Origin of the sequence: Skermanella sp. TT6 (assembly GCF_016653635.2) — a bacterium.
Lineage (GTDB): Bacteria > Pseudomonadota > Alphaproteobacteria > Azospirillales > Azospirillaceae > Skermanella > Skermanella cutis.
This window is the reverse complement of sequence record NZ_CP067420.1, coordinates 4,424,694-4,437,783: the sequence shown is the minus strand read 5'-3', so window position 1 is coordinate 4,437,783 and position 13,090 is coordinate 4,424,694. Positions and strand designations below refer to the sequence as shown.

Genomic DNA, 13,090 nt, shown 5'->3' with positions numbered 1-13,090 from the left:
ATGCCCGAATCGGCTCCCCGCGGTAGGATCCGGCGACGATCCGAAGCCGCCCTGCCTCAGGACGATCCGCCCGTTCCAGACAGGCTTTCCGGCGTGACGGCTCCGACCGTCGTGCGGCCCGACCTTAACCTTTGTCATAGGGATGGACCGCAAGTCACTGAAAAGGAATGAAACGAAGTTCTTAATTTTTTAACCAATGGCGCCTAATCATGATGCGGCAGTGTTTTTCAGGAACCATCATGTTTCGCCGCTCCATTGACTTGCCCTCGCGCATTTCCCTCGTCGCAGCGATCGTCTGCGCCCTGCTGTTCCCGCTTTCGGCCGAAGCCGCCCCGCCGCCCTATGCGGAGCTTCTGATCGATCCGGCCACCGGCGTCGTCCTGCACGCCCAGAACCCGGACCTCCCGACCCAGCCCGCCTCGCTGACCAAGATGATGACGCTGTTCCTGGCGTTCGACAGCCTGGACAAAGGTGAACTGGCCCTGGACCAGTTCATTCCCGTGTCCCGGCGCGCGCAGAATATGTCCCCGTCCAAGCTGGGGCTGGTCGCCGGCACGTCGATCCGGGTGGAGGACGCGATCCTCGGCCTGGTCACCCGGTCGGCCAACGACGCGGCCGTGGTGCTGGCCGAGGCGATCGGCGGCACGGAGGAAGGCTTCGCCGAGATGATGACGATGAAGGCGCGCATGATCGGCATGCGGAACACGACGTTCCTGAACGCCTCGGGCCTGCCGAACGTCCGCCAGAAGACGACCGCGCGGGACATCGCGACGCTGTCGCAGGCGCTGATCAAGACGCACTCGCGCCATTATCCCTATTTCAGCCGCAGCAGCTTCTCCTACAACGGCGCCGTGGTCCACAGCCACAACCGCCTGATGAACCGCTACGACGGCATGGACGGGATCAAGACCGGTTTCGTCAATGCCTCCGGCTTCAACCTCGCCGCCACGGCGGTGCGCGACGGCCGGCGGCTGATCGCGGTCGTCCTGGGCGGCAGCAGCTCGCGGGAACGTGACAACCGGGTCGCGGCCCTGCTCGACCACGGTTTCGGCGTCAAGCCGCTCGGCCGGTCCGTCTCCACCGTGGCGGTCGCGGCCGTCGTCCCGACCGTCCGGGCGACGATCAAGGCCGATGCCCCGCGGGCCGAGAAGGCCGTCGCCCAAAGCCCCAAGCCGACCGCCAAGGCGGCGGCCAAGCCGGCCCCGGCGGCCAAGCCGGGCTCCTGGGCGATCCAGGTCGGCAGCTACAAGAGCCATAAGGCTGGCCAGACCGGCCTTGCGACGACCGAGAAGGTCATCCCGGCTCACGTCAAGGGCGCGCAGGGCACCGTCCTGAAATCCCGTACCGGCGTGTTCCAGGCCCGTTTCACGGGCATGACCAAGGCCGCCGCCGAGCAGGCCTGCTCCAGGCTCGAATCGAAGGGCCAGGACTGCATGGTGGTCGCCCCCCGGGGGTGACGCCGGGCCCAGGTTTCCCGAAGAACCCTGCCATTCGAAGCATCGACCGCGGGTCGGCCCTCGCCGAAGGGGCGAAGGCCGACGGCTTGCGTAGACGTACCGGCCACGGTGTCGGCGTCCCGAGGCCGCATCAAAGTCCCCGGGCGGCGGGGTCCAGCCTCAGTATCCGAGCGATTTCCCGGGCCGCATCCCGCTCCGCCGGACTCAGCGCGCCCTCGGCACCCGCTCCCCCAACCTGAAGCGCCGAGCGCAGGACCAGTTCCCGCTGCTCCTCGGGCGCGTCCGGCGCGAAATCGGCCAGCACGCCCAGGGCGCGGTCGTGCCCGAAGGTCCGGTCGCGGTCGAAATTGGAGAGGTGCTGGTCGAGCACGCGGTGGATATCGTCGGCGCGCTCCTGGTCGCCCATCAGGCAGCGCAGCGCCTCGGAATCGATTTCACGCAGTTCGCGGCCCTCGGCGGTGCCGTCGGCGAAGGCGACCATCGCGCCCGCGGCGATGACCGCCGGCACCAGGAGCGGCAGGTCGTCCGATTCGACGCCGATTTCTCCCAGGTGGCTGACAAGTGTATCTATGAAGGACATGGTTCCTCTTCCACCCGGTTTCCGGGTCCCGGTTTGCGGGGCGCCGATCCGCCGACCAGTTCCCGCGGCGTCGACACCGTGACCGGGAGTTCGTCGCGGCACGACAGCAGGTGCGCATCGCTGGTGATCAGCACCGCCCCCGTCGCCGCGGCCAGCGCCGCGAACTTGCGGTCGCCCGGATCTTCCACCCTGGAGAATGATGAAACGTCGAGCGGGCCGCGATGTTCGTCGGCCGCCGCGAAAAGACAGGCGAAACGCTCCCAGTCCAGCCCGGGAATCCGGCGGATCACCGCCTCCGTCTCGCCCCGGGTCGCCTCGGCCCAGGCGAACCGGTACCGCCCCTCCCGGACCGCCTCCACCACGGCCGCGGCATTGCTCGCCGGATTGAATCCGGCGGCCACGAACACGTTGGTGTCGAGGACGAGGCGGTCCTGCCCGGGGGCGCCCGGGGAGGCGGGCGTCACCGGGTGCAAGGCTCCATCACCGGCTTGCCCCGGTGCGGCCCGCCGGCGTGCCGGCCCGTTCCGGCGGCCTGCTTCCCGCGATCCTGCCTGATCTGGTCCTGCGCGTGCCCGTGCCCGTGCCCGTGCCCGTGCCCGTGCCCGTGCCCGGCGTCCGCAGGGGAGCGAAGCTTCCGTTCCGCCGCTTCCCGGAAGGCGTGTTTCACCGACTCCGGCCGGCGCACCCAGGCGACGCCGGTCCGATCGCTCTCCTCGTAGAGCTTCTGAGCCAAATCTTCCCGAAGTTTCGGATCGATCTTCATCGCGTCCATCTCCTCGCGCATATGGCCGCCGCTCGGGGCAACACCCGCGGCGCGCGACCGTTCCCCGCGGGCGGCGAGCCCGTGCGCATGATCGAGGCGTGTTGTTCCGCTGCTGTGAAGCCGCTCGTCGGCATGGCTTCTCGTGTAGATGTAATGCGTCCGCGGCCGCCCGATCAGGTCGGGCCTGCGATTTCAAGGCTGGAATCCGGGCCAAGGCAAACCGTGGCCGGCGGCATCGCGGCGGTGATGGGGGCCGCCGACCGTAGGTTGCGCCCATGGCGCAACACGTCTGATCGGCAGCCCCGGCGGATCGACCCGATCGGGTAAAGCCCTAGCCCTGGCGCCGGACCGGCACCGGGGGATCGCTCTCCTCGGCCTCGTCCTCCGGCTCGCCGGGCCAGCCCTCCTGCTGCATCTGCGCGAACAGCAGCGCGTTGGAGTGCGCGGGCGCCGACTGCGGGTCGGGGGCGTCCTCGAGCGCGGCGAATCGCTTCTCGTCGGCCTGCATCCTGCGGGTCAGCCGGTTCAGCATGTCCGACGCGGTGAGCGCGTGGCCGCTGCGGTCGTGGAACAGGTTCCTGTTGGCCGCCGCGGCGGAAGGCAGCAGGTCCCGGGCCAGCTTGCCGGGCGTCTTCTCGGCCGCGTTGATCAGCCGGGCGGCCCCGTTCGGGCCCATGATGTAGGCGATTCGGCTCTCGATCGTCGAGGCCGGCCGGCCGAGCAGCTTTCCAAGCCGCTCCTTGCCTTCGCCGAGGTACCGGGCGGCCATGCCGGCGGACAGGTTTGGGTCCTCGCGAAGCGCCAGGATCTTCCGGCGCGCCGCGGCGTCGCCGACGGTCGGCGCGCCGTCGACCACCTTGATCTGCTTCGCGACCTCTCCCAGGCCGAACGCTGATCCGTGGCGCCGCACCAGGTCGAGCCAGGTGCGCTCGATGAACTGGAAGGGACCGGTCGCCGAACTCTTGCGGTTGCGCGCCTTGGGGTCCAGCCCGCTTTCCTGCTGCGCCTGGGAGAGCAGCGAGGCGAAGCTGTGGCCGGACAGCCCGGCGACCGACCGGATCGCGTCGACCACGGGCCCGCCGGCCACCGAAGCCGGCGGCACGTCCGCCGGCTTGCGGCCGGGCAGGGGAACTCCCGCCCGCTCCACCGCCGCGGCGAATCCTTCGCCGCCCGGCTTGCGGGCGGGCACGGGCGGCTGCCAGGCGGCGCCGGGTACCGAGGGCTTCTTGCCGGGAACCGGCGGCAGTCGCTGGTCAACAGCCATGGGCTTGTTCTCTGAACCTTTCGGGTTAACCCATCCTAAGGCGACGGACCGCTGGTGAGAAGAACAATCGCGTGACTTCGGCCGGGTCCCGCACCGCCCGGCGCCTTGGCGAACCGGTCCGATCGATACGGAAGATAGCGTACTATACGCGGCTAATTGGCACGGCAACGTAAGACTGATTCAAATCACGGAAGACAAGCCCGAAAGTTAGCTATCGGTGCGGGCGGAGCGCAGCGGCTTCCTGCACGCTGGGGTGGCGCGGGCTGCCGCCGCGCTCCTTGCGACCGATACAAATCAAGCAGGGTCCGCATCGATCCGCCGCGGGACGGCGGGATCGCGGCGGCGGGCGGCCAGAGGGCGAGGCAGGACGATGGGGTCTCTTTCATCCAGGTTCAGGATCGGTACCAGGATCTACGCGGGGTTCATGCTCATCCTCGCCCTGCTGGGAGCCGTCGGCGGCTTCGGCATCGTCGAGCTGATCGCCGCCCGCGCGAATTTCCAGCGGTACGGCGAGACCTCCGCCAACACGGCCATGGTGATCACGATCAACCAGGACTTCGCGGAACTTCGCCGGCAGGCGCTGCTCTATACCTCGTCGGGGACCGAGACGGCCGCGGGCCGCGTCCATGAACTCCTGGGCCACATCGCTTCCAGCCTGACGAACCTGTTGCCGGCGGCGCGCGACGGGGCGAGCCGGGCGAGGCTGGAGCGCATGATCCAGCTGACCGCCGACTACGGGGAGAAGTTCGCCAAGGTCAAGGAAGCCAGGGTCAAGCGGGACACCCTGCTGGACCAGTCGCTTCGGCCGCTCGGCGACCAGATCGTCGGGAACCTGTCCGACCTGATCAGCGAGGCCACCGCCGCCAGGCAGATGGAGACCGCGGGCCTGGCCGGGATCGCCCAGGAACAGTTCATGTATGCCCGGCTCAACTCCACCCAATTCCTGGCGACGCCGGACGAGGCGCTGGCGGAAAGCGTGACGCGGCGGCTCGCCGCCTTCAGGCCGGCCGCGACCAACCTCGCAGCATGGTTCGACGACCCGGACCGCATGGCGCTGGCCCAGGACGTGCTCCGGCTGGCCGAGACCTATTCGAAGACCTTCGACCGGATGGCCGCGTCGGCGTTCGAGATGAACAGCCTCATCTACGAGGCCATGCCGGTCGTCGCGGAGGAGTTCGGCAGCCTGACCCAGGCCACCGTGGACGGCTGGAGCGCCATCTTCCGGGAGACCGAGCGGAAAACCCTGAGCGAGATCGACAGAACCATCGGGGTCAGCGGAGCGCTCGTCGCCGCCGCGCTCCTGGGCGGCATCCTGCTTGCCTGGCTGATCGCCCGCAGCATCGTCGTCCCGGTCAAGACCATGACCGCCACCATGACGCTGCTCGCGTCGGGCGACCGCTCCGTCGAGGTCACGGGGCTGGGTTTCGAGGACGAGATCGGCGAGATGGCGCGGGCGGTCCAGGTCTTCAAGGAGAACGCGATCCGGGTCGAGCGGCTCCAGGCCGAGCAGTCCGTCCAGGAGCAGCGCGCCGCCGCGGAGCGCCGCCGGTCCATGATGGAGCTGGCCGACGATTTCGAGAACCATGTCAACGGCGTCGTGACCCATGTCACGACCTCGTCGGGGGAGATGAACGCGACGGCGGCCACCATGTCCACGGCGGCCCAGCAGGCGACCCAGCAGGCCACCGCGGTCGCCAACGCGGCCGACCACGCCTCGACCAACGTCCAGACCGTCGCCGCCGCGGCGGAGGAGCTGGCCTCCTCGATCGCCGAGATCGGCCGGCAGGTCGACCGGTCGTCGCGCACGATCCAGCACGCGGTGGAGAAGGCCCGGCGGACCAACGAGATCGTCGGCAGCCTCTCGACCGCCGCCCAGAAGATCGGCGAGGTGGTCGGCCTGATCAACACCATCGCCGGCCAGACCAACCTGCTCGCCCTCAACGCGACGATCGAGGCGGCGCGCGCCGGCGACGCGGGCAAGGGCTTCGCCGTCGTCGCGTCGGAGGTCAAGAACCTGGCCAACCAGACCGCCAAGGCGACCGAGGACATCTCCGGCCAGATCAGCTCGGTCCAGGCCGCGACCGCCCAGGCGGTCGAGGCGATCCAGGACATCCTGCACACCATCGACGAGGTCAGCGGCACCTCGGCCGCCATCGCCGCGTCGGTCGAGCAGCAGCAGGCGGCGACCGGCGAGATCGCGCGGAACGTCGAGCAGGCCGCGGCCGGGACCAGCGAGGTCGCGGCCAACATCGCCGGCGTCACCGCCGCGGCCGACGCCTCGCTCGCGACCGCGGAGCAGGTGCTCCGCGAATCGTCCGAGCTGACCCGCCAGTCCATGGTGCTCCGGCGCGCGGTGGACGAGTTCATCGAAAAGGTGCGCGCCGCCTGACTGCCCGGTTTGCGGGAGCGTCGAAGTGGGCCACACTCGACCCTCCCGCAGCCGAGGAAACGCCATGATAGATCTCTATACCTGGACCACGCCGAACGGCCGGAAGGCCTCCATCATGCTGGAGGAGACCGGCCTCCCCTACGCGGTCCACCCGATCGACATCACCAAGGACGAGCAGTTCGCGCCGGACTTCCTGAAGATCAGCCCGAACAACAAGATCCCCGCGATCGTCGACCACGACACCGGCGCGGCGCTGATGGAATCCGGCGCCATCCTGCTGTACCTGGCGGAGAGGACGGGGATGTTCATCCCCCAGGACGGGCCGGGGCGGTGGCGGACATGGCAGTGGCTGATGTTCCAGATGGGCGGCGCCGGCCCGATGCTGGGCCAGGCCCACCATTTCCTTCAGTTCAACCCCGGCAAGGCGCCCTATGCGGAGGAGCGGTTCGGTGCCGAGGCCCGGCGGCTCTATTCCGTCATGGACAAGCGCCTGGGCGAGACCGAGTACCTGGCCGGCGGCGACTACACCATCGCCGACATCGCGACGTGGCCGTGGGTCTCGCGGTTCGAATGGCAGCGGATCGACCTCGCGCAATTCCCGAATGTGCGGCGCTGGTATCTCGCCATCGCAGGGCGTCCCGCCGTCCGGCGCGGCTATGATGTGCCGAAGAAGGGCCACGAAATTCCGCTGGCCTGAGCACCTCTCCGCCGGAACCCCATGCTGCTGCCGTTTCGCCTGTCCCTGTTCTACGCCGCCTATTTCCTGATCCTGGGCATCCAGCTGCCGTTCTGGCCGGTCTGGCTGGAGAGCCGGGGCCTGTCGGCGGGGGAGATCGGGACGGTCCTGGCGGTGGCGCTGTGGGTCCGCATCGTCACCATCCCGGTGGCGGGCGTGGTCGTCGACCGCACCGGCAACCGGCGGACGGCGCTGATCCTGCTCAGCGCCGCCGCCCTGGCGGCCTCGCTGCTGTACCTGCCGGCCGACGGCTTCGTGCCGATCCTGCTGGTGACCGTGCTGATGAGCGCCGGTTTCAGCCCGATCATGAATATCGGCGACAACCTGACCCTGCTGGTCGCCCGGGCCCACCGGCTCGACTACGGGCGGATGCGCCTGTGGGGCTCGGTCAGCTTCATCGCCGCCGCCAGCCTGGGCGGCATCGTCGTGGCCGACAGCCGTCCAGAGACCGTGCTCCACCTGCTGATCGGCGCCATGGCCCTCACGGCCCTGTCCTGCTGGCTGGCGCCGAAGCCGCCGCCGCGCGGGCCGGCGGGGGAGGGGGCGCCGCTGCGGACCAGCCGCATCGCGGCGCTGCTCCGCGATCCCGGATTCCTGCTGTTCCTGGGGGCCACCTCGGCCGTCCAGTCCAGCCACGCGGTCTATTACGCGTTCGGCACCCTGCATTGGCGCGGGCTCGGCCATTCCGAGGCGGTGATCGGAGGGCTGTGGGCGGAGGGCGTGATCGCCGAGATCCTGCTGTTCGCCTTCGGCGGCGCCGCGACCGCGCGGCTCGGTCCCGCCCGCCTCCTGGTGCTGGCGGGGCTCGCCGCCCTGGTCCGCTGGGCAGGGACGGCCGTGGCGGAGAGCGTGCCGGTGCTGGCGCTGCTCCAGGTGCTTCACGGCATGACCTTCGGGGCCGCCCACCTCGCCGCCATGCAGTACATCGCGAAGGCCGTCCCGATCGACCGCTCCGCGACCGCCCAGGCGCTTTACGGCGCGCTCGCGACGGGCATGGGCACGGCGCTGGCCATGATGCTGGCTGGCGCCGCCTACGCGGGGCTCGGCGCCGCAGCCTATCACGCCATGGCCGCACTGGGGCTGGCCGGCGCCGTGTTCGCCCTGCTGCTGGCCTCGCGCGGCCGGCAGGACGAGGTCCGGGCCGCGGACGCCTAGCCCGCTTCCTGGTCCTGTTCCCAGGCGGCCGGGTCCTCGATCCGACGCAGGGTCAGGATCTGCGCCGCGGCGGTGAACAGCAGCCCGGAGGCGGCGAGGCGGCCGGAATCCTGGTCGGAATGGCCCAGGCAGGCGAGCTGGGCCGCTCCCAGGGCATAGGCCTGGAGCAGGTCGATCGGGTCGCCCTGGGAATTGCGCGACCACCAGCGCCGACCGTGGCGGCGCATGGTCCGCAGCGCCGGCTCCAGCACGTCCCAGGCCGGCAGCCGGTCCTGGAGGAAGTCGGCGGGGTCGCCGCCGCCTTCCTCGCCCAGGGCCGCCCGCCCGAGATGGATCGCGAACTCGATGTAGGGATAGCGTTCGGACACCCGGGCGCCCGCCCGGAACGCTATGCTCATCAGCAGTTCCGACACCAGCGCCGAGTCCCGGGGTTCCAGGCCGTCCAGGACGTCCAGCAGGCCCGGAGCCAGGCCCGCTTCCGGCGAGCCGCCGTCGCGGGCGGCGGTCACGGCCGCGACGAGCGTGCGCAACGCTTCGACCTGGGCCTCCGGGGAAACCGGCCGGTACTCTTGTTCCATGGGGATGTGCTCTTTGCCTTCTGCAAGGACCTTCGGACCGGCCGTCCGCCGGTCCGAAGGTTCCTGTTACAAGGCGACGGAGCGTATTGTCCAGGAGAACGAGTACGCCGGTATTCCCGGCCGATCCCCTACTTCATCCTGCGGGACAGGAGAAACCAGAACAGCCCGACGGTCACGCCGACCGTGGCGGCGAGGAAGCCGAGCGCGACATAGGCCTCGTAATCGAGATGCATGGTGTGGAACTCCCCGAGCGGTGCGCCCGACAGGGGCGCAGGATGCGAAACCCGACAGGGAGCGTGCATCCGCCGCGATTTGCCCGCATTGAAGATTCGCAATCCCGCGAGGAACGGAACAGTTTATGGATGACCCGATGGCAGACAGGGTGCATGGCATGTCCGACCCCGGCGAACGGCGAAGCGGTCCCGGATGGCCGCTGCGGCACGAACGACCCATCCTGCGCAGGCTGGCGGGCGCCTTCGGCGCGGGCTTCGCCGGGGGAGCGGTGACGGCGACCGCCCTGATCGCGGCCGATGTCGGCGGCATCGGGGCGTTGACGCTGGGAGCGGGCGCCTCGCCCGGCGACCTGACCGGGGCCCTGCTGCTGATCTGGGGCATGGCGATCCTGTTCGGCTTCGTCGGCCTCGCGATCTCGATCATGTCGCTCGGCGACTGGAGCGACTCCCCTCCGGACTGAGCGGCTGCGGCCCGGCACAGTGTTTCTGATTGATTAGAGCCGTACGCGATCCGGTCAATCCGCCCGAGACAGCTGATCCGAAGCGTTGCGCCATGGGCGCAACCTACGATCGTCGGCCCGCATCGCCTCCGCCCTGCATCGAGCCGTAGGTTGCGCCCATGGCGCAACACAGCTCGGCGGGTGGAACGGCCGGAGGCCGACCTACCGCACTCCGCTCCGCCGAACGTCATCAAAAACCACTGTGCAGAACCACTAGCGTAACCCGTAATCGAAAGCGCGCATCAAGCGTAGTAGCTTCCAGTTCGCCGTCTCCGCCGAGAGGCTTCCAAGCCGACGTTCTGTTATCATGGGCAACCGACATCGACATATATTGTGGTTGAACATGAGTCAGACGATCACATCGCGTTCTCCCGCTCGGCAACCCTTGGGGAATATTAAATTTAATATTATTTCAATTCAGTATTTGAGGGCGTTCGCGGCTCTCCTGGTGGTGTTCCACCACGCGCGCTACCAGATCACCGACTTCGAGGTGTTCTACACGGGCGGCGTCTGGCTGTTCGGACAGGCGGGCGTGGACATCTTCTTCGTCATCAGCGGCTTCATCATGTGGGTGACGACGTCCCTGCGGCCGACCACGCCGGGCGATTTCCTCAGGAACCGCGTCGTGCGGATCGTTCCCATGTACTGGCTCGTGACGCTGGCCGTCGCGGCGGCGGCCCTCCTGCTGCCGACCCTGTTCCGGGCGGTGGAGCTGACGCCCGAGCACGTGCTGAAGTCGCTGTTCTTCGTCCCGCATTTCTATCCGGCCGCGCCGACCCGGATCTGGCCCCTGCTGATCCCGGGCTGGACCCTCAATTACGAGATGTTCTTCTACCTGCTCTTCGCGGCGGCCCTGTTCCTGCCGCGCGCCCTGATCATCCCGGCGATCTCCGCGCTGTTCGCGGCGATCTCGGTGACCGGCCTGGTCGTTCCCTTCAGGGATCCGGTCCTGATCTTCTTCGCGGACTCCATCATCCTGGAGTTCGCGGCCGGAATGCTGATCGGCCGGCTGTACCTGGAGGGACGGCTGGCGCTGCCGGCCTGGGCCGCCCTGTCGGCGATCGCCGTCGGGCTGGTCTGGATGGTCGCGCTGACCCCGTGGGAAATTCCCGAGACGCGGCTGCTGGTCTGGGGCGTTCCGGCCGTCCTGACGGTGGTCGGCTGCCTGTCGCTGGAACTCAGGGACGCGATCCGGAAGTACGGGCTGCTGACCCTGTTGGGCGACGCGTCCTATTCGATCTACCTGACCCATATCCTGACGCTCGGGGTGGTCAGGACGGCCTGGAACCGGCTGGGGCTGGTCGAGCAGGATGCGGCGGCCGCCTGGATCTTCATGGCCGCCGCGATCGCGATATCGGCGGCGGCCGGCATCGCGGCGTATTTCCTGGTCGAGGCGCCGATCCAGAGGCTGGGACGCCGCTGGACGTCCCGGCCCCTCCGCCGGCCCGGCGTCGCGGCCGGCGGAGGGGCGAACGCCGTCAGATCCAGCGGATGAACAGCCAGGCGGTGCCGGGCTGGCGGCCGGAACGCATCTCGATCAGCACCTTCATGGGCTGGTCGAAGGTGAAGACGTAGCTGAAGATGATGTTCAGCGTCCCGGACTCGACGCCCTCCTGGAAACGGCCGTGGAACTCCGGCGTGAAGGTGCAGGGGGCGACGTCGCGGAAGAAGTCGCAGCCGATCACCAGGTCGGCCTTGCGCCCGGCGAAGTTCTCCTCCGCGGCGTTGTAGCTGAGGACGCGTCCCGTCCGGTCCAGCTGGACGATGCCGATCGGCAGCTCCGCCAGGGCATCGCGGCCCGTTTCCTCGACCAGTTCGTACACGCCCCGGTCGCCGATCCTGAAGAACTCCTTGAGGCCGCCGATGGTCGGGGCCGGCGGCCTGCCGTCGGGCGTGCGCACCCGCCAGGACGGCAGCGTCATGAAGGCGGTCGTGCCGACGCCCGGGCTGGTATTGAGATGGAGCATGCCGCCATGCAGCTCGACCAGCGCCTTGGCGACCGGCAGCCCCAGCCCGGTGCCTTCGGTGTTCGCCTGGAGATGCGAGCCGATCCGGCCGAAGGGGGCGAGGGCGACCGGCAGGTCGCGGGCGGAGATCCCGATGCCGGTGTCCGAGGTCGTGAAGCAGATCTGGCCGTCGGCCAGGATATGGACCGCCAGGGTGACTTCGCCGCCGGCCTCGGTGAACTTGACCGCGTTCCCCACCAGGTTCAGCAGCACCTGCCGCAGCAGGCGCCGGTCCGCGACCACGGCCACGTCGTCCGGCGCGGGCGCCACGGTCAGCTTCAGCCGCGCCTTCGACGCCCGCTCCCGCAGCAGCCGGTCGACGTCGCCCAGCAGGCGCTTCGCGGACACGGTCTCCTCGTTCAGCGTGACCTGGCCGGCCTCGATCCTGGCCATGTCCAGCAGGTCGTTGATGATGTCCAGCAGGTGCCGGCCGGCGAACAGGACGTCGCTGGCATATTCCACGTAGGTCGGGTTGCCGAGGGGGCCGTGCATCTCCTCGGCCATGATCTCCGAGAAGCCGATGATCGCGTTCAGCGGCGTGCGCAGATCGTGGCTCATGTTGGCGAGGAGCGACGTCTTGGCCTGGTTGGCCCGCTCGGCCTGCTCCTTCGCCGCCATCAGTTCCAGGGCCGCCCGCTTGCTCGCGGTGACGTCCTGCACCGTCCCGAACAGGGCGACCGGATGCCCGTCGCCGCTGCTGTGGACGACCCGCTCCTCGTGCAGGTAGCGGATCTCGCCGTCGGGCAGGACGATGCGATAGTCGAACGATCCGACCCGCGCCGACGGGGCCGCGAGACCGCGGTCCTGGGGATGGACCAGGTCGAGGAATCCGGCGGGATCGGGCGGCCCGGCGCCGGGGTCGCGGTCATGGATGCCGTACAGGATGTCGGACCAGACCGTGCCGCCCGTCGCCAGGTCGGTGCGCCACCAGCCGAGCCGGGCCATGCGCTGGGCGGCTTCCAGCGCCTGCTCCAGCCGGCGGTGGTCGGTCAGGTCGGTGGAGGTCCCGACCAGGCGGACGACCCGCCCGTCGTGGAACAGCGGGTTCAGCACGGTCCGCGTCCAGAAGACGCGGTCTCCCAGCCGGATCTCCTCCTCGTAGCTGATCGGTCCGCGGGTTGCCACGCACTGCCGGTAATGGTCGGTGATGCGGTAGGCGAGGCAGGGCGCCAGCACCTCGCCGACCAGCCGGCCGGCGCAGTCGGCATGGCTCAGGCCGAAGGCGCGCTCGTACCAGTCGTTCAGCATGGCGACCCGGAACCCTCCGGTTCCGTCGGCATCCTCGACGTCGATGACGAAGATCGGGCAGGCGATCTGGTTGATGAATTCCCGCAAGGCCGCTCCGGCGGAGGTCTTGAGGATGTCGGGCTGGTCGAGCAGGGTGGTCATGGCGGAGCCGCGGGCTTGGAAGGGGGCGGGAAAGGTTCAG

At 69.3% G+C, this 13,090-nt stretch carries 12 protein-coding genes; 6 read left to right on the top strand and 6 right to left on the bottom strand.

Annotated features, from left to right (window positions below; genetic code table 11):
• Positions 1 to 239: 239 nt before the first annotated feature.
• Positions 240 to 1,457, top strand: coding sequence for a D-alanyl-D-alanine carboxypeptidase family protein (locus IGS68_RS20665; RefSeq protein ID WP_201073334.1), 1,218 nt, complete (start codon positions 240 to 242; stop codon positions 1,455 to 1,457).
• Positions 1,458 to 1,587: 130 nt separating this feature from the next.
• Here IGS68_RS20665 and IGS68_RS20660 read toward each other — a convergent pair whose 3' ends face one another.
• The 4 genes from IGS68_RS20660 to IGS68_RS20645 form a co-directional block, all read right to left on the bottom strand.
• Entirely contained in the window at positions 1,588 to 2,037 is a 450-nt protein-coding gene (locus IGS68_RS20660; protein ID WP_201073332.1) for a TerB family tellurite resistance protein, read from the bottom strand.
• Complete coding sequence (locus IGS68_RS20655; protein ID WP_201073329.1) at positions 2,025 to 2,501, bottom strand: PIN domain-containing protein; 477 nt, start codon at positions 2,499 to 2,501, stop codon at positions 2,025 to 2,027. Before IGS68_RS20655 ends, IGS68_RS20660 begins: the two co-directional genes overlap by 13 nt.
• Positions 2,498 to 2,800, bottom strand: coding sequence for a hypothetical protein (locus IGS68_RS20650; protein WP_201073327.1), 303 nt, complete (start codon positions 2,798 to 2,800; stop codon positions 2,498 to 2,500). The genes IGS68_RS20655 and IGS68_RS20650 overlap by 4 nt, the downstream gene beginning before the upstream one ends.
• Positions 2,801 to 3,131: 331 nt before the next feature.
• Positions 3,132 to 4,064 carry a lysozyme family protein gene (locus tag IGS68_RS20645; RefSeq protein ID WP_201073325.1) on the bottom strand — a complete coding sequence of 311 codons (933 nt, stop codon included), beginning with the start codon at positions 4,062 to 4,064 and terminating at the stop codon, positions 3,132 to 3,134.
• 424 nt (positions 4,065 to 4,488) lie between these two features.
• Between IGS68_RS20645 and IGS68_RS20640 the strand changes: the two genes are divergently transcribed.
• The 3 genes from IGS68_RS20640 (at position 4,489) to IGS68_RS20630 (ending at position 8,344) form a co-directional block, all read left to right on the top strand.
• Positions 4,489 to 6,453, top strand: coding sequence for a methyl-accepting chemotaxis protein (locus IGS68_RS20640; protein ID WP_201073323.1), 1,965 nt, complete (start codon positions 4,489 to 4,491; stop codon positions 6,451 to 6,453).
• A gap of 64 nt (positions 6,454 to 6,517) precedes the next feature.
• On the top strand, positions 6,518 to 7,150 hold the full coding sequence (locus tag IGS68_RS20635; RefSeq protein WP_201073322.1) for a glutathione S-transferase family protein: 633 nt from the start codon (positions 6,518 to 6,520) through the stop codon (positions 7,148 to 7,150).
• Between the two features lie 21 nt (positions 7,151 to 7,171).
• Positions 7,172 to 8,344, top strand: a complete 1,173-nt coding sequence (locus IGS68_RS20630) for a 3-phenylpropionate MFS transporter (protein WP_201073320.1) — start codon at positions 7,172 to 7,174, stop codon at positions 8,342 to 8,344.
• On the opposite strand, the gene IGS68_RS20625 is transcribed toward IGS68_RS20630, so the two are convergent.
• Positions 8,341 to 8,922, bottom strand: a complete 582-nt coding sequence (locus IGS68_RS20625; protein ID WP_201073313.1) for a hypothetical protein — start codon at positions 8,920 to 8,922, stop codon at positions 8,341 to 8,343. The genes IGS68_RS20630 and IGS68_RS20625 overlap by 4 nt on opposite strands.
• A gap of 370 nt (positions 8,923 to 9,292) precedes the next feature.
• Between IGS68_RS20625 and IGS68_RS20620 the strand changes: the two genes are divergently transcribed.
• Together IGS68_RS20620 and IGS68_RS20615 are read left to right on the top strand one after the other, a co-directional pair.
• Positions 9,293 to 9,616 carry a hypothetical protein gene (locus IGS68_RS20620; RefSeq protein WP_201073311.1) on the top strand — a complete coding sequence of 108 codons (324 nt, stop codon included), beginning with the start codon at positions 9,293 to 9,295 and terminating at the stop codon, positions 9,614 to 9,616.
• A gap of 463 nt (positions 9,617 to 10,079) precedes the next feature.
• Entirely contained in the window at positions 10,080 to 11,150 is a 1,071-nt protein-coding gene (locus tag IGS68_RS20615) for an acyltransferase family protein (RefSeq protein WP_201073310.1), read from the top strand.
• Here IGS68_RS20615 and IGS68_RS20610 read toward each other — a convergent pair.
• Positions 11,134 to 13,050 (bottom strand): ATP-binding protein, encoded by a 1,917-nt coding sequence (locus IGS68_RS20610; protein ID WP_201073308.1) that lies wholly within the window; start codon positions 13,048 to 13,050, stop codon positions 11,134 to 11,136. The genes IGS68_RS20615 and IGS68_RS20610 overlap by 17 nt on opposite strands.
• Positions 13,051 to 13,090 lie beyond the last annotated feature (40 nt).